General features: G+C 37.5%; 26 protein-coding genes and 1 other RNA gene. 6 read left to right on the top strand and 21 right to left on the bottom strand.

The features are described 5' to 3' along the window. Positions 1 to 76 precede the first annotated feature (76 nt). Positions 77 to 406, top strand: a complete 330-nt coding sequence (locus tag ACFQ4X_RS07495) for a 2Fe-2S iron-sulfur cluster-binding protein (protein ID WP_379834114.1) — start codon at positions 77 to 79, stop codon at positions 404 to 406. A 175-nt stretch (positions 407 to 581) separates the two neighbouring features. Here ACFQ4X_RS07495 and ACFQ4X_RS07490 read toward each other — a convergent pair whose 3' ends face one another. From ACFQ4X_RS07490 to ACFQ4X_RS07480, 3 genes are read right to left on the bottom strand one after another with little or no spacing between them, the layout of a single operon-like run. Further along, a complete protein-coding gene (locus tag ACFQ4X_RS07490) occupies positions 582 to 1,226 on the bottom strand; it encodes an HD domain-containing protein (protein WP_379834112.1) in 645 nt (214 codons plus the stop codon). Between the two features lie 2 nt (positions 1,227 to 1,228). Then, entirely contained in the window at positions 1,229 to 1,528 is a 300-nt protein-coding gene (locus ACFQ4X_RS07485; RefSeq protein ID WP_379834110.1) for a DUF6123 family protein, read from the bottom strand. Between the two features lie 52 nt (positions 1,529 to 1,580). Continuing rightward, complete coding sequence (locus ACFQ4X_RS07480; RefSeq protein ID WP_379834108.1) at positions 1,581 to 2,249, bottom strand: reverse transcriptase-like protein; 669 nt, start codon at positions 2,247 to 2,249, stop codon at positions 1,581 to 1,583. Positions 2,250 to 2,322: 73 nt separating this feature from the next. Here ACFQ4X_RS07480 and ACFQ4X_RS07475 point away from each other — a divergent pair, with 73 nt between their 5' ends. Both ACFQ4X_RS07475 and ACFQ4X_RS07470 read left to right on the top strand, forming a co-directional pair. Then, positions 2,323 to 2,724, top strand: coding sequence for a reverse transcriptase-like protein (locus ACFQ4X_RS07475; protein ID WP_379834106.1), 402 nt, complete (start codon positions 2,323 to 2,325; stop codon positions 2,722 to 2,724). After that, complete coding sequence (locus ACFQ4X_RS07470; RefSeq protein WP_379834104.1) at positions 2,721 to 3,647, top strand: DMT family transporter; 927 nt, start codon at positions 2,721 to 2,723, stop codon at positions 3,645 to 3,647. Before ACFQ4X_RS07475 ends, ACFQ4X_RS07470 begins: the two co-directional genes overlap by 4 nt. On the opposite strand, the gene ACFQ4X_RS07465 is transcribed toward ACFQ4X_RS07470, so the two are convergent. From ACFQ4X_RS07465 to ACFQ4X_RS07455, 3 genes are all read right to left on the bottom strand, one after another. Beyond that, positions 3,644 to 4,531, bottom strand: a complete 888-nt coding sequence (locus ACFQ4X_RS07465; RefSeq protein ID WP_379834102.1) for a 5'-3' exonuclease — start codon at positions 4,529 to 4,531, stop codon at positions 3,644 to 3,646. The genes ACFQ4X_RS07470 and ACFQ4X_RS07465 overlap by 4 nt on opposite strands. Positions 4,532 to 4,604: 73 nt before the next feature. Then, a non-coding RNA gene (ssrS, locus tag ACFQ4X_RS07460) (6S RNA) lies at positions 4,605 to 4,789 on the bottom strand. 30 nt (positions 4,790 to 4,819) lie between these two features. Further along, positions 4,820 to 4,960 (bottom strand): hypothetical protein, encoded by a 141-nt coding sequence (locus ACFQ4X_RS07455; RefSeq protein ID WP_165389407.1) that lies wholly within the window; start codon positions 4,958 to 4,960, stop codon positions 4,820 to 4,822. Positions 4,961 to 5,064: 104 nt separating this feature from the next. On the opposite strand from ACFQ4X_RS07455, the gene ACFQ4X_RS07450 reads away from it, so the two are divergent. After that, the gene (locus ACFQ4X_RS07450) at positions 5,065 to 5,313 is read left to right on the top strand and encodes a DNA alkylation repair protein (RefSeq protein WP_379834100.1); all 249 of its coding nucleotides are present in this window, start codon (positions 5,065 to 5,067) and stop codon (positions 5,311 to 5,313) included. A 49-nt stretch (positions 5,314 to 5,362) separates the two neighbouring features. Here ACFQ4X_RS07450 and ACFQ4X_RS07445 read toward each other — a convergent pair whose 3' ends face one another. The 15 genes from ACFQ4X_RS07445 to ACFQ4X_RS07375 form a co-directional block, all read right to left on the bottom strand. Further along, entirely contained in the window at positions 5,363 to 6,799 is a 1,437-nt protein-coding gene (locus ACFQ4X_RS07445; protein WP_379834098.1) for a hypothetical protein, read from the bottom strand. A 33-nt stretch (positions 6,800 to 6,832) separates the two neighbouring features. Beyond that, complete coding sequence (locus tag ACFQ4X_RS07440) at positions 6,833 to 7,237, bottom strand: hypothetical protein (RefSeq protein WP_379834097.1); 405 nt, start codon at positions 7,235 to 7,237, stop codon at positions 6,833 to 6,835. Positions 7,238 to 7,249: 12 nt separating this feature from the next. Further along, a complete protein-coding gene (locus ACFQ4X_RS07435) occupies positions 7,250 to 8,272 on the bottom strand; it encodes a hypothetical protein (RefSeq protein ID WP_379834095.1) in 1,023 nt (340 codons plus the stop codon). 123 nt (positions 8,273 to 8,395) lie between these two features. Then, on the bottom strand, positions 8,396 to 9,703 hold the full coding sequence (gabT, locus tag ACFQ4X_RS07430) for a 4-aminobutyrate--2-oxoglutarate transaminase (protein ID WP_379834093.1): 1,308 nt from the start codon (positions 9,701 to 9,703) through the stop codon (positions 8,396 to 8,398). Next, positions 9,703 to 10,962: a peptidase gene (locus ACFQ4X_RS07425; protein WP_379834091.1), complete on the bottom strand. Its 1,260-nt coding sequence runs from the start codon at positions 10,960 to 10,962 to the stop codon at positions 9,703 to 9,705. The genes gabT and ACFQ4X_RS07425 overlap by 1 nt, the downstream gene beginning before the upstream one ends. A 21-nt stretch (positions 10,963 to 10,983) precedes the next feature. Continuing rightward, complete coding sequence (locus ACFQ4X_RS07420; RefSeq protein ID WP_379834089.1) at positions 10,984 to 11,646, bottom strand: 3-oxoacid CoA-transferase subunit B; 663 nt, start codon at positions 11,644 to 11,646, stop codon at positions 10,984 to 10,986. Next, entirely contained in the window at positions 11,589 to 12,317 is a 729-nt protein-coding gene (locus ACFQ4X_RS07415) for a CoA transferase subunit A (RefSeq protein ID WP_379834087.1), read from the bottom strand. The genes ACFQ4X_RS07420 and ACFQ4X_RS07415 overlap by 58 nt, the downstream gene beginning before the upstream one ends. 14 nt (positions 12,318 to 12,331) lie before the next feature. Further along, positions 12,332 to 13,699 carry an aspartate aminotransferase family protein gene (locus ACFQ4X_RS07410; RefSeq protein WP_379834085.1) on the bottom strand — a complete coding sequence of 456 codons (1,368 nt, stop codon included), beginning with the start codon at positions 13,697 to 13,699 and terminating at the stop codon, positions 12,332 to 12,334. 72 nt (positions 13,700 to 13,771) lie between these two features. After that, complete coding sequence (locus ACFQ4X_RS07405) at positions 13,772 to 14,044, bottom strand: YokU family protein (RefSeq protein ID WP_379834083.1); 273 nt, start codon at positions 14,042 to 14,044, stop codon at positions 13,772 to 13,774. 14 nt (positions 14,045 to 14,058) lie between these two features. After that, positions 14,059 to 15,486, bottom strand: a complete 1,428-nt coding sequence (gene ablA, locus ACFQ4X_RS07400; protein WP_379834081.1) for a lysine 2,3-aminomutase — start codon at positions 15,484 to 15,486, stop codon at positions 14,059 to 14,061. A gap of 171 nt (positions 15,487 to 15,657) precedes the next feature. Then, the gene (locus tag ACFQ4X_RS07395) at positions 15,658 to 17,058 is read right to left on the bottom strand and encodes a sigma-54 interaction domain-containing protein (RefSeq protein ID WP_379834079.1); all 1,401 of its coding nucleotides are present in this window, start codon (positions 17,056 to 17,058) and stop codon (positions 15,658 to 15,660) included. A gap of 58 nt (positions 17,059 to 17,116) precedes the next feature. Beyond that, positions 17,117 to 17,977, bottom strand: coding sequence for a putative beta-lysine N-acetyltransferase (ablB, locus tag ACFQ4X_RS07390; RefSeq protein ID WP_379834077.1), 861 nt, complete (start codon positions 17,975 to 17,977; stop codon positions 17,117 to 17,119). A gap of 101 nt (positions 17,978 to 18,078) precedes the next feature. After that, positions 18,079 to 18,675 (bottom strand): trimeric intracellular cation channel family protein, encoded by a 597-nt coding sequence (locus tag ACFQ4X_RS07385; protein WP_379834075.1) that lies wholly within the window; start codon positions 18,673 to 18,675, stop codon positions 18,079 to 18,081. 73 nt (positions 18,676 to 18,748) lie between these two features. After that, entirely contained in the window at positions 18,749 to 19,579 is an 831-nt protein-coding gene (locus tag ACFQ4X_RS07380; protein ID WP_379834073.1) for a PHP domain-containing protein, read from the bottom strand. Positions 19,580 to 19,627: 48 nt separating this feature from the next. After that, a complete protein-coding gene (locus ACFQ4X_RS07375) occupies positions 19,628 to 20,461 on the bottom strand; it encodes a sulfurtransferase (RefSeq protein ID WP_379834071.1) in 834 nt (277 codons plus the stop codon). 95 nt (positions 20,462 to 20,556) lie between these two features. On the opposite strand from ACFQ4X_RS07375, the gene zwf reads away from it, so the two are divergent. Together zwf and ACFQ4X_RS07365 are read left to right on the top strand one after the other, a co-directional pair. After that, positions 20,557 to 22,056: a glucose-6-phosphate dehydrogenase gene (zwf, locus tag ACFQ4X_RS07370; protein ID WP_379834069.1), complete on the top strand. Its 1,500-nt coding sequence runs from the start codon at positions 20,557 to 20,559 to the stop codon at positions 22,054 to 22,056. Between the two features lie 4 nt (positions 22,057 to 22,060). Then, complete coding sequence (locus tag ACFQ4X_RS07365) at positions 22,061 to 22,672, top strand: cyclase family protein (RefSeq protein WP_379834067.1); 612 nt, start codon at positions 22,061 to 22,063, stop codon at positions 22,670 to 22,672. Positions 22,673 to 22,731: the final 59 nt, after the last annotated feature.

Raw genomic sequence — 22,731 nt, 5'->3', positions numbered from 1 at the left:
TTTTATTCGTTTAGTTTACATGAATTCAGGATATCGTATAATAAGAATGGAAAGATATTCTTGAGGAGGCAGTTTAATGGCAAAAATTGACGTACAAGGCTATGGAACTTTTAACATTGAAGATGGCAAAAAACTTGTTTTGGCTTTAGAAGATAATGGTATTGATATTCTTCACCGCTGTGGAGGAAAAGCCAAATGTACTTCTTGCCGTGTAGAAGTGTTATCCGGAGATTTAGGCCCAATTGGAGAAAAAGAAGCTAGCATCATTGAAACAAAAGGCTTATCAGGCAACGTTAGACTTTCATGTCAGATTTGCGTGAGTTCAGACGCGTCAATCAAACCAGTTCTTACTGTAAGCTCAGAAGGTTTAGATGCTGGACCTCGCCCAGCTGAAGAATGCGAATAAATAAAAAAAGGGCCATGCGGGCCCTTTTTTTGTTGAAAAATGTAAACAGGTCAATAAATCTAAGATATTGGTGAAATTAAGTTCATCATTGGTGAATATATGTATGCTTTTGGTGAAATTAATTATGAAATTGGTGAAATTACTCCTCCGAAACAGAGCTATAATTTATGATTTCTTATTTCTTCCCTTCCCATTCTCCAAAAAACTGCTCTAAAAAGCTCTCCAAGTATGCATGCCGTTCATCTGCAAGCTTTTTTGCGTAAGTTGTATTCATTGTATTCTTTAATTTTAATAATTTTTCATAAAAATGGTTAACAGCTGTACTCTTTTCATTCCTGTATTGATCTTTCGTCATCTTCTCCCGGACTGGAATCTCTGGGTCATACATCAATTGTCCTTTTGCTCCTGAATAAGCAAAAGTCCTTCCGATACCTATTGCTCCAATAGCATCCAGCCTGTCAGAATCTTGTACGACCTGCCCTTCAAGAGTTTGCATAGCAGACTGATTTCCGCCTTTAAACGACATCGTGCTTATAATAGATATGATTTGTTCTATGTAATGACTTTCTAAGGCTATGGACACTAGCCATAATTTTACCTCTTCCAGCCCTTTTTCTTCAGTGCCTGCTATTTTTTCATCAGCTATATCATGAAGCAATGCTGCCATTACACATATAAAATGATCAGCACCTTCTTGCTCGGCAATGTTTTCTGCCAGCTTTTTCACACGGTAAATATGGTACCAGTCATGCCCGCTGCTTTCATCTTTTAATTTCTCTTTAACAAATTCCTCAGTTTTTTCTATTATTAATTGGCTCATCTTTACCCCACTGTACAAGAATGGTTAATTTCTCTGTTCGATTGTAACAGGTCAAGTAATTCATATGCACGTTTCTTAGAACGAACATCTTCTTTAACAAATGATTCAAGCAGTGCAATAAAGTAACTCCCATCAAAAGATAATTGTTTGATGAGTGTAACTTCTAAAGCTATTTTCACTTGAGATTCAGTTGCTTCTGTATAAAGTCTGCCAAAGTCAATAAAGTGAAGATCCCCATCTGAAAGACGAAAACCTTTTGAAGCTAGCAATGCTACATAATCTTCTAAAATGTTTGCTACCATGTTTTACTCAACCCCAAAATCAAAAGATTCTAGTAAATTGTACCAGTAAGAATTAGGAATTATCAATGACTTCTTTTTTTGCTTTGATTATCTTGCCTTTTAAAGCCTGATTTACTAATTGATCAGCATCTTTATTTTCATTTCTTGCAATCCATTCGTAAACAGGTTCAATCTGAAGCTTCTTAAACAGTGTTTCGATTTTATCTGCCCAGTTTTGGAGGTTCACTTCATAACAAGGCCATTCACCTTTCATCTGTTCGATTACTACCTTGGAGTCCCCTTGAATTAACACCTGCTCATATTGAACACCCAGTTCTTCAAGTTCCCTTGCCGCAGCCCATAACGCTGCATATTCAGCCTCATTGTTAGATTCAATATTGGTAAAACTGGCATTTTTCTTTAGTCTGTATTTTATTCCGTTCTGCGAGAAGTAAATAATGATTCCCTGACCGCTCATCCTGGATTCCGCCAAGAAACCTCCATCAAAAAATACACGGATTTCTTTAGGCTCTTCTTTTTTAACTTCAGTAAGTTTTAACAGTTCTTTTTTTGTCCATGTAACACCTTTAGTGTCAATGAATATCAATTCAGAAATTCGTCCCGTTTTTTCCAGATCATTCGCCGTAAAAATTGCTTCTTGCAATGAAACTGGATCAGAAACAAAACGAATTTTCAATTGTGATTTTGGTTGTTTGTACATATATTCTATGGAGAACTTCATAGCAATCTCCTTTTTGTTTTATTTAAAGTGCATTATAATACGTATATAAATTTACACAGAGGAGAGTCATCCATTGATCGAAGTATATATAGATGGTGCAAGTGCTGGTGATCCCGGATTGTCAGGTGCAGGAGTTTATGTGAAAGTTGGAGACGGCACAACCCAATCTTATCGTTTCCCATTAGGCAATATGTCTAACCATGAAGCGGAATTTCAAGCTCTATTACGAGGTTTGGAGTTATGTGTTGAAAATAACTGGCGGATTGTCTCTTTCCGTACAGATTCTCAAGCTGTTGAAAGTGCAATAGATAAGAGATATGCCAAAGACAAAAGATATACTGTACTTCTTGAAAAAGCTCTATCTTTAGCAGATCAGCTAGATTTATTTTTTATCAAATGGATACCATCAAAACAAAATAAAGCAGCAGATGAACTGGCTCGGAAAGCTATCCAGTTAAACAGGAGTTCCAAATGATAAAGAAACCATGGTTCGCTGATTTTAACCTGCTGTTAGTTGCGCTTATCTGGGGAACGACATTTGTCATTGTTCAAAAAGCGATCGCTTTTCTAGAACCATATTCATTTAATACTGTCCGTTTTTTTATAGCAGCAATACTATTATTATTCATTATATACTTTTTTAAGCGTACATCATTTAAGAATTTCAAAAATAAAAATCTATTAAAAAGTGGAACCTTATTGGGTTTTTGGCTTTTCTTAGGGTACGGATTTCAAACTGTGGGACTTCTGTATACGACTTCCTCAAAAGCTGGATTTATAACAGGATTAAGTGTAGTACTTGTCCCTCTTTTTAGCTATGCATTGCTAAAACAAAAACTGAACTGGCAGATTGGCTTTAGTTCATTGCTTGCAGTAGCTGGACTTTATTTACTTACAATCCATAATAGTTTTTCCTTAAATATAGGTGATGGGTATGTACTTCTATGTGCTTTATCGTTTGCGCTGCACATTGTTTTTACAGGTAAATTTGCCAAATCCTTTGATGCTTTATGCCTGACAGTTGTTCAGCTTTTTACGGTGTCCTTATTAAGCTTTATCACAGCATTATTTACAGAACATTGGCAGGGGATCTTTGCTGCGAATATGCTGCTTAAATCTGAAGTAATTACTGCCCTTCTAATCACTTCATTGTTTGCGACTGCTCTCGCGTTTTTAGCCCAAACCTATTTTCAATCCTTTACTACTCCTGCAAGAGTGGCATTGATATTCGCGATGGAACCTGTTTTTGCAGCAATCACGGCTTTTATCGTACTCAATGAACGCTTAGGTTCAAAAGCACTGATTGGATGTATTCTCATTTTGTTCGGAATGATTCTTTCTGAGTTGAAGTACAGTGACTTAACATTTAAAAAGAAAACAAAAAGAGTGGGATATTAACCCACTCTTATTTGTATTTCCAAAGCTTGCAAAGCTTCTCGAACCGCTTCTTTATTTAAAAGATATCTGCATTCTTCAAGATCTCTGTCGATTATATCTGGAACATCAGTGAAGATGGTACACAAATCTTTACTTAAAACAGCCATATCCCTTCCTGCTTCAAGCTTTTTCAGATAACGTTTGAATTTAGGATCTAGATTTTCAAAATTTTCATAAATGAGTTCAACTGCACCATATTGCTGAATGAGAGGTAATGCCGCTTTATCTCCTACACCAGCTACTCCAGGAATGTTATCACTCTTATCACCCAATAATGCTTTTACATCAATCCATTGTGCAGGAGTGATTCCATACTCCTCCTGAAAATGGTTTAGTGTATATTTCAACTCTTCACGTTTTATTGCAATAAGCTGAGATGTTCTATCGCATAGCAGCTGTAATAGATCACGATCATTGCTGTAAATGATACACTCTCCGTCTCTTTCATTGCGCCATCGGTTAACCATGGTCCCTATGATATCGTCTGCTTCATATCTAGGTATTGTAAGCTGAGTAATTCCGATTGTATCAAACAATTCAACCAGCGTTTCATATTGTTGTATGAGAGGCTCTGGCAATTCGTTTCGTGTTCCTTTATAATCCGCAAATTTTTCCCGTCTAAGCGTTTCTTCTCGTTTCACATCCCAAGCAACTGCAATATGCGTAGGCTCGTGTTCCCTTACAAGCATGAGTAATTTCTGTATGGTTACACGGATTGCATTCGTGAACTGTCCTTTCGAATTTCGAGGAAGGTCATGCATCTCTTTGCCATAAGCTGTAGCAAAATAACATCTGCTTAGCAGGTTAAATCCATCGATCAATAGTAATACTTCTTTCTTCTCCATTATAATATCCCCCGGTTATGTTATGAAAAAAGCGCATTTTACAGTGAAGTAAAATACGCTTGTTAATTGTTAAGTAAAATCCGCTCTGCCGTGACTTTATATGCCTTTGGAACCTGATCTCTCAGGTGGGTATCCGCAGCTGCCGTTACAGCCTTCCAAGTCGAGTGCAAGGCATGACTGTCTGACAGATCATGTTGGATTCCCGTCTTTAGCACATAGGTTAAAGACATTGGAAAGCCACTAACATCGCAGATTTTTATTATACTCTGTCTTGGATCAGAAGTAAAATTATTTTGTTTTCTTGCCGTGATGCATTTTTTGAACTTCCATCTCAGCATATGAAGCAAATTCAGTTTGGTTTTCTGCTCCATTTTCTTTTACATTGTTGTTTCTCTGCGCATTCGCATTGCCTTTTTTCTGTCTGCCCATCAGTTATCCCTCCTTATTCTTACTATGGCTAAATATTATTATATTAAAACTTACATAATTTTTCCTTAAATGGTTAGCCTAATATTAAAAAGGAGGTCTTTACATTGGCAAATCCTTATTTGTGCCCTAATTGCAAAACAAATCGAACACGTTTTAATGTTATCGAACAAAATCCGGTTTCTGTAAAACTTGATCCTTCTACAGGTGATGTTGTACAGCAGTATGAAGAAGGTCAGCTCGATATGTTCCACCTGCCTTACAATGGTTCTGAAAGATTAATTCAATGCGGAGCTTGCGGTATTGTAGGCGAAGAAGAAATGTACATTAAACGTGCTCAAAACAATCCAAGGTAATTAAGCAAAAAAAGACTGCCTAAAAGTTTAGGCAGTCTTACTGTTTTATTCATTTTTTTGCAGGCGGAAGTTTTAAAGGAACCACTACTTTATTTTTTAAAGGCTCAATGTGAGTGAGATTTGAAAGAGAAACAGACAGGTCCTCGGCAGGCAAACCGTTGTAAAAATATATCAAAAATGAGGATTTTCCGTCATTAAAAATCTTTGCAATATCATAATCCTCCAATTGTTTACCGGCCGAATTTTTAACCGCAACAATATTCCTCACATAACGGTCCATATTTCCCTCACCGAAATGATAGCTGGGTCGAGGATACAAAAACTCCTCTTCTAAAGAATCTTGTTTAGGCAGAGTTTCTAATGAGAATTTTATACCGCCTTGATTATTTGCATTATCCCAGTACAACCCTTCATAAACCACTTTTACATCATTTTCGTTTACAACTAATTCGTTTTTTCTTACCCCTTCTGCTTGATTAGCGTTATATTTCTCTAAGTCAATTTTAGGCACAGAGAATGAATAATCATTTTTGCTACGGTGAACAGAATGTGTTATTGAAAAAGTTCCTTTATCAGATTGATCTGAATTTAATAGCTCACTCATTAGTGAGTAGGCTTGAATATAATCCTCTGCTTCATTTATTGATTCAATCTCATATTCAATTGTATGTTTTCTGTCATTAACATTAACCTCTCCAAGCAGCGAAACCAAATCTTTATCAACTTTTTTATCTAGCATAATTCTAGAACCTATCTGATAAAATTCCATATTCTTCAATCTTATTTCATCGCCATTGTTTACAAGCAATGTTTGATTAACAGGGATTGATTCAATAGCTTTTGGAAGCCCCACTATCTGAGCTGGTTCAACCTGGAAAGCAATCGGCTTTAAATTTGTTACTCCTTTCTTCGAATTCATAGTGATGTCATTTAGTTCGAACCGGTTACTTTTCATCACTTCTTCCCAATCTTCCTGTGAATTTACAGCATTATTAAATTCGGGATGAATCATCATTGAGCGGTATAAGCGATGTTTAAAAACATATCCTTCTGATGAAGTTTCTCCAGGATATAATTCTGCAATCCCTAAAAAATCTTTACTTTGCTTTGATGTTAACTTGATTTTTTCTACATTCAAACTTGGTACATCACCTTCATCTTTATCTCTCTCCTTTAGATCCACACTGTAAAGCACGTAAAGCTGAAACCCATTATTCCAAGTCTTTTCTATTCTTAGAGTTCTGTGTTCATTTGAAAGCGGAACAGAAATATCACTATTTTTAAAAAGGTTAAAATGATCGACAAATTTTAAATCATTATATTTCATTTTTTCAAAATTCATTAACTCTTCCCAGCTATCTAGAACAGTAAAGTTTTCCGTGTTTACTTTCCAAGCTGGCTCAGCGTTTTTTTCATATTGTGTAAAGATCACAAAGCCGATTAATAACACAGCTCCTATAATAATTTTTCCCCATTTGGTGTTCAAAGCTGATTCCCCTTTATAAGTTTTGAAAAATGCTTATTTCTTTAATTTAGGTACTTTGTACTTTATCGTAACCTCTGTGGGCAAAGGTTTTGAGTACACTAAATCTGATAAAGTAATGGTTAAACGCTCTTCTGGAATAGGTACGTAATTTCTAGTACTTCCGTTTCTATCTTCTTTAAAAAAATTGATATAATATGTTGTTTTTGTTTCAGTTTCATCCATGTGCATTTCATAGTTACTGAACTGTTCATTTGATTCATTTGTTATCGTTAAGAGATTTTGGTGAAAAAGGCGATTATATTCTTCAGGAATCTCATTTCTGCCATAAATACTCTCAGGATTTAATCTTAATCGGTTACTAATACTTTCAGAAAGAACACTAAACTGAATGGCTGGCTCACCATTAAATTTTGAAAATCCTTCGTATATGACTTTCATTTTGTTTTGATTTTAGATCTCCTCATTCTTTATAAACGTTTGCTCCATATTTTTGTTAAAACGGTTAATATCTTTTTTATGAATTGCCCAAGAGTAAGATTTAGCATTTTTATGCATGGATGAATGAAAAGTAATCGTCTTCTCACGATCGTCATTTTCTAAAAAATCTTCTACGGAAGGAAGGTAATAGCCTTTTTCTTCAGTACCAATAATGTCCCATGTAAATCGGTCCTTTTGATTATTGGTATACCCTGAAAATGCAACAAGGTCTTTATCTTCATTCGATATATCTAATGATAAGCGTCGGTCATAAAGCAGAACGTCATACGATTTAATTTCAGCGATTTTGTTATTCCCGTATGTAAAAGTTTTATTTATTGGGGAAGATACAAGAACTTTTGTATATAAATTTTCTGAAGAAACTTTGAATGGAATATTTTTTATCGATTTAGAGCCTTTTAAAGTAGAAATTTCTACATCTTGTAATTCAAATCTGTTAGCCTGAATCAATAAATTCCAATCTATTTGGTCATGGTTGACAATCATGGGTATCACCATCATCGATCTGTATAGCCTGTGTTTATAAACAAAACCTTCGTCTCTTTTTCCAGGAAAACCTGTATTTTCACTTGCAGAAAATACGGCATCTTTTCCATCCTTGGTAGAAAGCTTTATTTTCTTTACTGTAAGGCGCGGAATATCTCTTTCATCCTTATCGCGTTCCTTCAGATCAACACTGTACAACATGTATAATCGTCCTTCGATATTCCAGATCTTTTCGAATTTCAATGTTCGTAACTCATCACGTAATTGAATGGATTTGTTAGCTTCTTGCAGAAATCCATACTTATTTACAACTTCTAATTCTTCAAACTTAAGGTATTCTCTTTCTATCCCTTCATTAAAAGTCTTTACGACTGTAAACTCTTTTTCATTAACTTTCCAGGCAGGCTCTGCATTTTTCTCATACTGCGTAAAAATAACAAACCCTGCAAAAAGAAAAGTTCCGATGATTACTTTTTTCCATTTATTCAAAACCACAATCCCTCATCTCTATCTCTCCTTATTAAAATAATACCATAATATTTTGAATATTTATGAATAAATCCTAGTTTTTGGAATTTAAAAAACCTTGCCAGTTCAGCAAGGTTTGATTAATTACATAGATACTGTCTCACTAATATGATTTAATTGCGCCTCAATGATGTTAAGTCCATTTAGAAGCTGTTCTTCTGAAATAACAAGCGGCGAGAGAATCCGGATCACATTGCTATATAATCCTGCACCCATAATCGCAACTCCGTTTAGATTACATAGAGCTATGATTTTCTTTGCTTTGTCTGCATCAGGTGCTTTCGTTTTTTTATCTTTGACGATTTCGAGTGCACACATCGCTCCAATACCTCGAACGTCACCGATAAATTCGTATTGATCTTTCCATTTGCTAAAAGTATCTAATATGATTTCACCTATTTTGTTCGCTTTTGATAATAGCTGTTCTTCTTCAATCATAGCAATTACTTCTAATGCTGCAACACAGCCAAGCGGACTTCCGCCGTATGTTCCGCCGATTTCTCCTGGGGCAGGTGCATCCATGATTTCCGCTCTTCCTGTTACAGCAGAAATAGGAAGGCCGGCAGCAATTGATTTAGACATCGTCATCAAGTCAGGAACCACATCAAAGTGCTCCATTGCAAACATTTTACCTGTACGCCCGAAACCGGTTTGTATTTCATCTGCAATTAACAAAATATTATACTTATCACAGATTTGCCGAAGACCTTTTACGAAAGTTTTAGATGGAACAACAAAACCGCCTTCGCCTTGAACCGGTTCAAAAATGATAGCTGCAATTTCTTCCGGAGGAACTTCACCTAAAAAGAAATCCTCAAACTTGCTTAAAATCGCTGCATCGGTTTCTTCCGTATTTCGCTCATCTCTATAATAGTAAGGATATGGCATCTTGTATGTCTCAGGAGCAAAAGGACCAAATTCAAACTTATATGGTTTTACTTTGCTAGTTAATGACATGGCAAGGAGTGTCCTTCCATGAAAACCGCGTTCAAAGGAAATGATTGCTTTTCTTCCAGTATATTTCCGAGCTATTTTAACTGCATTCTCTACTGCTTCTGCTCCGCTGTTCAGGAAGAATGTTTTTTTATGATGAGTTCCTGGAGTGATCTCATTTAATTTTTCAGCCAGCTGTATATATGGTTCATACATCATGACATGAAAACAAGGATGAATGTATTTATCAATTTGATTTTTTAAAGCTTCAACGACTCTTGGCGGACAATGGCCGACATTAAGCGTGCCGATAGCACCGGCAAAATCAATGTATTCCTTTCCGTCCACATCTGTCATCGTACTGCCTTTTGCATGATCCAGAAAGCTCAATACAGTATTAAAGGGTCCTCTTGGTACATTCAGCTCTTTTCGCTTTAATAATTCTTCTGATTTCTTCATTAGTTACTCCCCCCGCACCAGTCATAAATCGTTAATGCAATAATTTCTGCTGCCTCAATAATCTTAGAAATTTCAATGTATTCATTTGGATAATGAGCTACGGCAGTAACACCTGGACCGAAGACAATTGAGGGTGTATTTCCTGCTTGTGAAAGCAGACCGCCGTCAGTTCCCCATGGAGAAGCTTCAATGATCGGTCTTTCTTTTTTAACATGTTCATAGTTTTTGATAAGAGTATTCATGAGTGGATGATCTGTATCAATAGAACCAGGCAGCCACTGAGCTCCAAACCATTCTACAGAAACAGGATGCTCCAATAGCCATTCATCCTGAATGCTAGAAAGATAGTTTTCTAACTCCCGTTTTACTTCTTCTAATGTTTCATGAGGTGCTACACCTATCCTGCCTTCTAATTGAACTGTATCAGGAACGGAAGATGGCCAATTTCCTCCTGAGATTTTCCCTACATTGATGGGAACGGGGATGGGTATATCACTATATAATGGATCCGTTATCCTTTTGTTGCGTTTTGTTTCAAGAGCTTTGACTGCTTCTAAGACTATAGCAGTTTTTTCAATGGCACTGACTCCTTCATAGCGGGTGCCTCCGTGTGCTGCCTTTCCTTTGATGGTTAGCTTAAACCACATGGATCCTTGTTGAGCAGGGAATATTTTCATGTTAGTTGGTTCTGGGATGATAGCAGCATCAGCTGTATAACCCCTAAGCACGGCAGCCAGTGTACCTGCACCGCCGCTCTCTTCTTCTATAACACTATGAAAGAACAGGTTTCCATCTAAGGTTGTTCCTGTTTCTTTTAACGCCTGAATTGCAAGAAGAAGTGACAGGTTACCTCCCTTCATATCAGTAGAACCACGTCCATATAGCTTTCCATCTATAATCTTTCCGCTGTATGGATGATCATCCCATTGATTCAAATCGCCTTCAGGCACAACATCAATATGGCCGTTTAGCACAAGCGAGCGTCCATTTCCTTTTCCTCGCCAAATACCCACTACATTAGGACTGCTGCTAAAGTTAGTTCGGCTCGCACAAAAGTAAGGATGTTTTGCCAGCTCTTCCCCATCAGGGTGCCACATATCTACTTCTAGTCCCATTTCATTTAGTTTTTTCGCAATCATATTTTGAACCCCTGATTCATTGCCGGTTGTACTTGCTTCTTGCACAGTTTCCTGCAAAAAACGTATCGCATTATCTTGTTCTTTTAAAAGCCAATTCGAGAGTTTTTCTTTTAGAAGCATAACTGTCCTCCCTCAGCACTTTTATTGAAATACAGAAACTTTTTCATCAACGATAACGGCAGCACCTGTCGTATTGATGACCTCTTCAATGGTATATGGATTCATTACTTCTCTTAGGAATAATTGGCCGTCCTCACAATGAAAGACTGCTTTTTCAGTAATGATCATATGTGCTCCTTCCCTTACCGTAAGCGGGAGAGAACAATTTTTAACAATTTTAGGATTTCCGAATTTGTCTGTATGGTTCATTAGAATGATTACTTTTTTCGCTTTTTGAGCAAGATCAATAGCACCGCCCATGCCAGGAACACGCTTTCCGGGAACGATCCAATTTGCGATATCACCTTTCTCACTGACTTCAAGTGCACCTAATATCGTTACATCAAGCAAGCCTTTGCGGATAATCCCGAAGGCTGTTGCACTGTCAAAGTAAGAAGCACCTGGCTGAATCGTAACGGGATATCCTCCTGCATTTGATAAATTCCCATCTTCCTCACCTGCTGCAGGTGAACCACCCATCCCTAAAATGCCATTTTCAGTGTGGAGCATAATATGTAATTCCTTTGGGATATAATCTGCAACAAGTGTCGGAATGCCAATCCCAAGATTAACTGTCATGCCATCTTTTATTTCGAGTGCTGCCCTTCTTGCGATCCTGTGCCTTGTTTCAATTCCCAAACCCATTTCCAGTCCACTCCTTTACTTTGAATAATGTAATCAACAAATACGCCAGGAGTAACGATTTCTTCGGGATTTAATGAACCGGTCGGCACAATTTCTTCAACCTCAGCGATCGTGATTTGTCCTGCTGTCGCTACTAGAGGATTTGTATTTCGCGCACTTTTGTCATATACAAGATTTCCATACAAATCAGCTTTTTTCGCATAGATAATGGATACGTCTGCAGTTAAAGCGGTCTCTATCATATACTCTTTGCTGTTCACATAAACTTTTTCTTTGTTTGCTTCAACCACAGTACCTAAACCTACATCTACTAAAATTCCGCCGAGTCCCATACCTCCTGCTCTGATTTTTTCTGCGAGCGTTCCTTGAGGGACAAACTCCACGTCCAAAGATCCATCCTGCATCTGCTTTCCGGCTTCTGGATTTGAACCGATATGAGATGCGATCAGCTTTTTAACTCGTTTTTCAGTAATAAGCTTGCCAGGTCCAATCCATGGAAATCCAGTGTCATTGCTTATAAGAAAAATATCTTGAATATTCTTTTCGAGAATGAGATTCACTAAAGAAGGAGGAGCACCTACCCCTCCAAATCCGCCTACCATAAGTGACATTCCGTTAAAAAAATATTGAGATGCACTTTCTAATGATATTTGTTTATTTACTTGTGCCATCTCCCACACCTCTTTCAACTTGTGGCTTCCGTAATATATAAACCTTCAGAGATTAATTGATTGGTAAGTTCGCTTATTGATTGGTCAAGGATATCTATAATGTCATTAATCTGTTCTTTTGTTACCGTCAGTGGCGGAGATATAAGGATAGAATCACCTGAAAATCCTGTTACACCGCCAACTGCCGGATAAACAAGCAGCCCTTTTTCAAAACAAATTGATAATAGCCGGTCTGTAATCTTGTTTGATAGTTCAAAAGGTTCTCTAGTCATAGGATCTTTTACTAGTTCAAGTCCGCATAACAGTCCTTTTCCTCGAACATCACCAATCAATGGATATTTCCATTGCAAACGCTGTAAATGGTTTTGAAGATAGTCACCCATTAGTGCTGCATTTTCTTGGAGATTATTTCTTTCCATATAATTAAGTACTGCAAGACAAGCTGCTGCTGACTGAGGATTGGCACTAAACGTATGGCCACTCATCACAACTTTGCTCCCTGATTCAATTGCATTCATGATTTTGTCTGAAACGATTGTTGCTGCCATAGGTGTATAACCTGCACTCATGCCTTTTCCGAGCGCAATGATATCTGGTATGACTCCCCAGTGTTCCATCGCAAACATTTTTCCTGTCCTGCCCATTCCAGTCATTACTTCATCAGCGATCATTAAAATGTCATACTTATCACAAATCGCTCTGATTTTTGAATAATACTCATCTGGCGGAACAATAGCTCCACCTGAAGCACCAATCACTGGTTCAACTATAAAAGCAGCTATTTGTTCTGCTCCTATCGCTTGAACGATGTTTTCCAGTTCATCAGCACATCTGACACCGCATCCCGGATATGAATCCTTTAATGGACATTGATAGCAATATGGTGCTGGCGCTACCGGGAAATCTTCTAAAAGCGAATTAAAACGCTGTCTTCTTAGCTGATGTCCGGACATAGATAGAGCTCCTAATGTAATACCATGGTAGCTGGTCCATCTCGATAGAACTTTTGTTTTCGTAAAAACCCCTTGCTCTTGAAAATATTGAATAGCGATCTTTAATGCTGTTTCAGTTGCCTCAGAACCACTATTAACAAAGAAAACTGAATTCAAGTCTCCAGGTGCACATTCAGCTAGTTTTTCCGCCAGCATTTCAGCAACATCACTTGTAAACTGTGAGCGGTATACAAAGGATACGTGTTTAGCCTGATTCCACATCGCTTCAGCAATTTCTTGTACACCATGCCCTATATTGGCAGTAATAGCTCCTGATGATCCGTCGATGTACTGTTTTCCTTCTTTGTCATATAGGTAGATTCCTTTACCATGACTGATTACAGGATAATCATTTCCTAGAACCGGTTTAATGAGATGAGATTTTCTCATAAAAAAGGCTCCTTCCTCGTGAGGTTGAAAAGGAAATGCCATATTAAAGACATTCCCTTCCTCTATGTGTTGTTATAGCTTAAAATAATTTTTCTTTAAAAACCTTGGAATGCTCATCAGGTCAGTATAGGAAATAGAAGCATCTATATTTTTCGTGTCAATGAGCATAAGCTGATCTTCAATTTCATCTACAATATGGTCTTCTTGATATTCCATGCCGCAAGAGGGGCAGGAAACAGAAGGTATTACAGTTATTTCGACTGCTCTTGTGCCATCCGGCAGTTCCCAATAACCTGTGCGGTCAGTCTGTTCTGCCTTTTCATTTTCACACCATAAACACTTCATGTTATCCTCCATTCTTATGCATTCTTTTGTTCTTCAGGTGATACAGAAACTCCTGCGCTTTTTTCTTGTTCAAATTTAAATTTTTTCTCTTTTAATTCATCACGTTTATCCCGTTTATCTTTTAATGAACTATGTTCAGGGTTTGTGCCATAATCCTCTCTTCGTTCTAAACGTTTTAAGCCTTGTGGAACCAAGTTGAAAGCTTCATCACGCATTAATGCAGATACACCGATTGCCGGTTTGATGTGATCCGTCCCCATGATTTCATTAAAATAAGCATCCGCTCTCCCAGACTGATAGTTTTGCGGTTCAGGATAAGAAGTTATCACACCTTCAAAGTTTCGGAGTACAACTTTTTCAGGAGATTGCGAGATTAAATAATTTGGCTGAACAGCGATTTTACCTCCGCCTCCTGGAGCGTCAACAACGAATGTTGGAACAGCATAGCCTGAAGTATGGCCTCTTAATCCTTCAATAATTTCAAGACCTTTTGATACTGGGGCCCTGAAATGACCGATTCCTTCTGATAGATCACACTGATAGATGTAATATGGTCTAACTCGTATTTTTACAAGATCATGCATTAATTTCTTCATGATCGGTACACTGTCATTAATTCCAGCTAGAATGACTGATTGATTCCCAACAGGAACCCCTGCATTCGCAAGCATTTCACAAGCTCTCTTTGATTCCTCTGTTATCTCTAAAGAAGTATTGAAGTGAGTGTTAAGCCACACTGGGTGATATTTCTTCAGGATATTACACAGGTTTTCTGTAATTCTTTGCGGAAATACTACAGGCGCTCTCGTCCCGATACGGATAATTTCCAGATGTGGTATTTCTCTAAGGTTCTTTAAAATATATTCAAGAATATTGTCGTTGATTAATAGTCCGTCACCACCGGAGATTAAGCAGTCTCTCACTTGTGGATTATTTCTTATATAATTAATGGCCGCATCGAGCTGCTTTTTAGGAACACCCATACCAATCTGTCCAGAGAATCTTCTTCTCGTACAATAACGGCAATACATGGAACATTGGTTTGTTACCAAGAAAAGAACTCTGTCCGGATAACGATGAGTAAGTCCAGGTACAGGAGCATCTTCATCCTCATGCAGCGGATCTTCTAAATCGTATTTCGTCTTTAAAATTTCTTTTCCAATAGGTACTGACTGCATTCGAATAGGACATCTAGCATCGTCTTGATCCATCAGCCATGCATAATAAGGTGTGATGTTCAAAGGTATTGTCATAGTAGAAATCTTTACGCCTTCTTCTTCTTCAGGTGTTAAGTTAACTACTTTCCTTAAATCGTTTAAATTTCTGATTGTATTAGTAAGCTGCCATAACCAATCATTCCATTGATCCTCAGTTACATCCTTCCAAAGCTCATACTCTTTCCAATGTTTCTTAGGTTTGAACAATCCATTAACTACCGGCATATAAGTGACCTCCTTTATTTATTTCTACATCAAATAAAACATGCAAGATTCGTGCCAATTAATCTGAAATTTCTAAATAATGAAATCACGTTATAGTTTATGCACGTTAGGCTGTTTTCGGGTCTAAATCCAAGATTACTGAAATAGAAAAACCGCCGAAAAATCGGCGGTTTATTTTTGTCTAATTTTATATTGAAGTGTTTGTCTAGGAACTTGTAAAATTTTTGCTGCCTGCTGAATATTGCCCGAGGTTTGTTTCAAAGCCATTTGGATAATCTGTTTTTCATATTCACCAAGAGCTTCCCTCAATGGCGGTATTGATGAAGGAAGAGGTATATGATTTTCTGCTCTGAAACTTTTTGTGCTTTTTATATGTTTAGGCAGTAAAGCTATACCAATTGTTGTGTTGTTATCAGCAAAATTCATACAATGCTCGACGGCGTGTTTCAGCTCTCGAATGTTCCCCGGCCAGCTATATTCATTAAGTAATTGCTCTGCTTCCTGTGTTAATCCCAATACATTCTTTTTAAAAGCAGTATTTAATTCATTTAAGAAATGAATTAATAAATAGGAAATATCTTTTTGCCGTTCCCGCAATGGCGGAAGCTCAATGTAAACGACATTTAACCTGAAAAACAAATCCTGTCTTAATAGACCTTTTGATAAACATTGTTCAGTGGGTTCATTAAGGGCAGATATTATTCTTACATTTACTTTTCGTAAATTTGTACTTCCAATACGCTGTACTACACCTTCTTGGATAACACGAAGAAGCTTTGCCTGCAGTTCAATAGGCATTGAGTTTATTTCATCTAAAAATAATGTTCCTCCGTCAGCCAGTTCAAAAACCCCAGGCCTGTCAACTGCACCTGTAAAACTTCCCTTTTTCGTACCAAACAATATCCCTTCAAGTAAAGGTCCAGGAATAGCCGCACAGTTTTGAACAACAAATGGTTTATTGGCCCTCGGTGACTCATTATGAATAGCTTGTACAAACATTTCTTTACCTGTCCCAGTTTCACCATAAATCATTATGGGAGAACTTGTTTTAGATGCTTTTCTGCATTGTTCCTTAATATCGTTAAGTAAAGGATCTAAGCTTAAAATGTTTTGAAAATGATAGGTGGCAAAGGTTTGTTTATCGGTTTTATTTTTTGTTGTTTTCATTTTTGCCTGCAAGTCGAGCAATTGATCTGAAAGCTGTTTAACTTTTGATATATCTTTTGCAACCTCTACTGCTCCAATTAACTCACCATCCAGCCAAAGCGGCAGAGTTGAATTAACTGTATCAATTTGTTTTCCTTTTCGATTCGTATAAGCTTGATGCTGATTATATATAGGAGTACCTGTCTGTATAACTTTTAATAACGTACTCGTTTCTTTTGTAAGTGAAGGAAAGGCATCTAAAACATGGTAGTTATGCACTTCTTCTAAAGTTAAACCGTCTAAAGAGGCAGCTACCGAATTGTAGAAAATAGTCATTCCATTTGCATCTACAACATGAATGCCTTCATCAATTGTCTTTAAAATCGCATTTAATGTTTCAGCTGTTTCCATTGATCCAGAAATCATGAAACAACACCGCCCTTTGATGCCGATTATTTGTCAGCATGTGCCGAATTTCAGGCACTCATATGCTTTCGGATAAATCTTTAACCCAAATATTCATATCTTCATATTTATCGAAAATTTTACAGTTGTTAGCCAGTCTCCCTTTATAAACGTACCCTTTTTGATGAAATACGGCATTCATGCCATATGAAAGAGCTCTCGCTATTGAATAGGAACAATAGATTTTTCTTTTAAAAAGTTCTTGTTCCAAGTGATCAATCAAATGTTTCATAAGACCAAATTTTCTATGTTCCGTGAGAGTTGCACAATCAGTGATTTCAGCATTATGATAAACAGCATTTACATCAGCTGACGCAGCACTTACAATTCTTTTTTGATAAGTTACCACACAGAACAATGTTCCTGATTTGATCATTTTAAGAACATATTCCGGGTCATCCATTGGAGTTGGATACACCTCAAATACTTGACTATATAAATCTGCAAGTTCTTTTGCGTCTTGTTCATCTGCCATCCGCAATGTATATTCTTTCGGCATAGAATTTGATATTGAAGTTGGGGACAGCTTTAATACGTCTTTTATAATTTTGTCTTCTTCTATCCAATAACTGCTGTTTCTTCTTTCGTTATTTAAATACTTGCACATAGAAACTGCAGACGCACCATTAAAGTAACCCGTAAACTCCCCTTCATATATAAAACCTAACTCAAGCCATTTGGAAAGATCATCGTGACGGGATTTGATTATTATTTTATGGAAATTATTTTGAGCTGCGATCTCGTCGAGCCACTTCGATAATAAACTTACATTTCCGCGATAGTCATCAATTCGGATCCGTTCGTTATAATAATCAAAACAAACTTCGGCTGTAAAATTCGGCTGCTGAATTTTTTCGTTTTTATAAAAAGTAGTATACATTTGTCAGCCCTCCTGTCTCTTTTACATAAATTCCATAAATAACGAATAAATTCCTGCACAAAAAAACCACCCGTAAAGGGTGGATAATGTGCTGAATGCCATCACAATGCTCTATGCGGCAGCTTCCAATTAAATTTAAGGGACAGCATCCTAAAGACAACGAGGCAGATAAATAAAATCATATATTCAATTGTACCGTTCACTATATTTAAACCTACAATCAGTCCGCCTAGCAGAGCCCAAACAGCATAAATTTCTTCTCTCAACACTACTGGCTTTCTGCCAGCTAGAATATCACGAATGATCCCCCCGCCTATTCCTGTTAAAATCGCGGCAACAATAATCGCGCTCATAGGATGCCCCATGCTTGAAGCAGCGATTGCTCCTTGAATAGCGAAAGCTGAAAGGCCGATTGCATCAAAGAAATGCAAACTCCTTTTTGAGTATTGAATTAAATTTTCCGGCATAAAAAAGACAATACCCATAGCAGCTAGGGCTGATTTAAGTAATAGACCCTGTTCCCAAATCGTATCCACAGGGAGTCCTATTAATACGTTGCGTATGATTCCTCCACCGAACGCAGTAACCAATCCTAAAATAAATACACCCAGTATGTCATAATCTTCTTCCATTGCAACGAGCGCACCGGAAATTGCAAATGCGATCGTTCCAATGATATTTAATAAATCCCAAGTCACACTCGTACTTCCTCTCTATATTCAATAACTCTCCGTATAGAATCTTATAAGGTTACGAGCCTGCTGGCAAGGATTATTTACAAAAATTCTTTAATGATTCCAGTGTACTTAAAGGAACCGTACAGCTTCCTATATCTCCGTGAAAAACCTCACCGTTCCTAAAGCCGTGAAAATCACTGCCCGCAGTCTTAATTAAGGAATATTTATCTGCTAGTTTCTCATAATGATGAACCTGTTCTATCGTATGGTCAGGATGACAGCATTCGATACCTGCCAGGCCGATTTCACTTAATAATGCAATCAGTTCATCAGCATCATAGATTCCAGGATGAGCTAACACAGGGACGCCATTTGCATCCTGAATAATTTTTACGGCTTCCATTGGTGAAATGCGATCAGGTATGGCGTATGCTGCTTTACCTTTACCTAGGTATTTTTCAAATGCATCAGGAAGTGAATTCACGATACCCTTTTCCATTAAAATCTCAGCTATATGTCCTCTGCCTACGTTCCCTTCGCCGCATCTTTTTGCTTCCAGTTCTGATTCATCTATTTGTATACCCAGCTCATTTAGTTTTTGCAAAATCATCTTATTCCGCTGGTCTCTTACTGAGGTCAGCTTTTCTAGTGTCAGCAGAAAATTTTTGTCTTTATAATCAATGTAATAGCCTAGAACATGAATATCTTGTCCTTTATACAATGTACTGATCTCAATGCCCGGTATACATTCAAAATCATCATACTTAGTTGCCTCTTCAATTGCAGCCTCGACACCTTTTATTGTGTCATGATCTGTGATTGCGATGGCTTTTAATCCTTTCTCAACTGCGCGCTGGATGTTTTGTGATGGCGAAAATGTACCATCAGAAGCAGTAGTATGGGTATGCAGATCGCCTTGTTTCATATCTTTTCATTCCTTTTTTATTTAAATTACGGTACGTGAAATTTTATTTTAGTGTGTTTCTTTTTCATGGTCATTGTAACTAATCCAGTCACTCCAGCTGCCTGCATATAAAATCGGAAGTTCTAATCCAGCTTCATTCATAGCAAGGATATTAACACATGCTGTAACACCTGATCCGCAATAGACAACTGGTGATTTGTTATCCACTAAGTGATCTTTGTATAAGTTCTTTAGATCCTTTTTATCTTTCCAACAGCCTGGTTCATTAAAATGAATCTCCCATGGTACATTTATGGCTGTTGGTATATGTCCTGCGACAGGATCAATCGGTTCGGTAATCCCTTTAAAGCGGTTAGGTTCTCTTGCGTCTAAAAGCAGCTTATCTTTTTGCTGAAGAGCTTTAACCAGTTCTTCACGTGTAATTATCATATTGTCATTAAAATCAAGTTTAATTTCTGATGACTGTTTATTAGGCACTTTACTTGAGACAGCGTAGCCTTTTTCTTTATAGTGTGTATATCCGCCTTGCATGACATATACATTGTTCAGTCCAGCGTACTTCATAAGCCACCAGAATCTTGCTGCCATTGTACCGGATTGATCGTCATATGCTACTATTATTTTTTCTGAGTCTACTCCACAACTGCTTAAAAATTGTGATAGTATGTTTACGGAAGGTAACGGATGACGGCCGCCATGGGTTGAAATTGTTCCAGATAGATGTTTATCTAAGTCAGCATAATATGCTCCTTCGATATGATCTTTTTTGTACATCTCAAAACCCATTTCCGGGTCAGCCAATGAAAAACGGCAATCGAAAAAAACAGTGTTTTCATCCTTTATTTTACTGTCCACCCATTCAGGGCTTACTAAATTGGACATAAGATAACCTCCTATTTGTGAAGTATTACGTTAATTTATCTTCATCTAGGGAAAACTGTAACCATTAGAACTGATAGAAAGAAGTGACTTGCAAAATGATACATAGTATACCAAATGCTTCTATTGTAATCTTTGGAGCAACAGGTGACCTTGCTCACCGAAAACTTTTTCCTGCTCTTTATCAATTGTACCAAAAGGGCCATATGAAAGAGAACTTTTCTGTTGTGGGTGTATCCAGAAAAGAATATTCACATGAGCAATTCCAGCAGGAAGTGTATGAAGCTGTTAACGAACACACGCCAGGCACCGAAAGTGATAAGGTAAAGAAATTCGCTTCTCACTTTTATTACTTAAAGATGGATGTTACAAGTGAACCTAGCTATCATGAGCTTGAAGAACTGCTGAATGTTCTGGACAGAGATTATCAGACAAATGGCAACCGTTTATATTATTTAGCGATGGCACCTAGTTTCTTTGGCACCATACCTACCTTCTTAAAATCAGAAGGCATCACAAATACCGAGGGCTGGCAGAGAATCGTAATTGAAAAACCGTTCGGCCATGATCTTCCTTCTGCTACAAAATTGAATGAAGAAATACAGCAAAGTTTTAATGAAGATGATATCTATCGTATTGACCACTACCTCGGAAAAGAAATGGTACAAAACATACAAGTTATCCGATTTGGAAATGCGATCTTTGAATCGATCTGGAACAATAAATATATTGATTCCGTTCAGATTACATCAAGTGAGACTTTAGGCGTTGAGGACAGAGCTGCTTATTATGAAAAATCAGGAGCTCTATTAGATATGGTCCAAAACCATATGCTCCAGATGGTTATGATGGTAGCTATGGAACCGCCTGGCGAACTAAAACCTGAACATATCCGTGATGAAAAAGTAAAAGTTCTTCGTTCATTGCGTTTCTTTAACGAAGAAGAAGTAAGAAAGAACGTTATCCGCGGCCAATATACAGATGGAACAATTAAAGGTGAATCAGTTCCCGCCTACTTAAAAGAAGAAAATGTAGATCCGGAATCAAAAACTGAAACTTTTGTTGCTGCTAAACTGTTCATAGATAATTTTAGATGGACAGGCGTTCCATTTTATATCCGTACAGGAAAACGCATGGCTGTTAAATCAACCGAGATTGTTATTCAGTTTAAACAAGGTCCAATGGCTCTCTATCACGCTAATACTGAAAAATATCAGCCAAACCTGTTAAGAATTCATATTCAGCCTGATGAAGGTGTCAGTCTCACACTAAATGCTAAACCAAAAGGAGACACATCAGATCTATTGCCGATCGATATGACTTATAACAATAAATCAGCTACTGACATGAACTCTCCTGAAGCATATGAAAAGCTTCTGCATGATTGTTTGTTGGGGAATTCCACATACTTTACACGCTGGGATGAAGTTGCGTTAAGCTGGGAGTTTATTGACCGTATAACTAAAACTTGGAATGGCGCCGGTGCTCCGATTACGTATTACCACTCAGGCAGCATGGGTCCTCAGGAAGCAGAACAATTATTAAACGCAGATGGCCATTCCTGGTGGGAACCGACTAAAGTAAGAGAGGAATGTTAATCAAATGAAAATTTACGACGTTTCATTACCAATTTACGAAGGTATGCCTGTATATAAAAACAAACCTGAAAAACAGCCTTCTTTTGACACTTCACAAAACGGCCATGTTACCGAAACTCGAATCGCAATGGATGTTCATACAGGAACACATGTTGATGCTCCTCTTCACATGGTCCCTGGCGGTGATACGATTGAAACTCTGCCGCTGGAAAAACTAGTACGAAAAGCAAAAGTAATCGATCTTACAAATGCTGAAGATTCAATTAAAGCGGATGACCTCGCCGGCAAAGATATTCAAAAAGGTGATTTTGTACTTTTTAAAACGAAAAACTCGTGGGATACGGAATTTAACTTTGAGTTCATTTATGTAAATCATGAAGCTGCCAAAACACTTGCTGAAATCGGAGTATCAGGTGTAGGGATCGACGCTCTCGGAGTCGAACGTGCTCAAGAAAATCATCCGACTCACAAGCAATTGTTTCAAAATGATGTAATTATTATTGAAGGTCTGCAGTTAAAAGATGTGCCCGAAGGCGAATACTTGATGGTAGCCGCTCCGTTGAAAATCAGGGGTCTAGATGCCTCCCCTGCACGTATCGTATTAATTGAAGAATAAACAAGAAAAACAGCGGTTGAGTCCGCTGTTTTTTTAAAATTCCTAAAAGATTGTTGCTT

The sequence above is a fragment of the Fictibacillus halophilus genome, assembly GCF_042680145.1.
Classification (GTDB): Bacteria; Bacillota; Bacilli; order Bacillales; family Fictibacillaceae; genus Fictibacillus; species Fictibacillus halophilus_A.
Note: the sequence above shows the minus strand (reverse complement) of the source record. Positions and strands in the feature narration are given on the sequence as shown.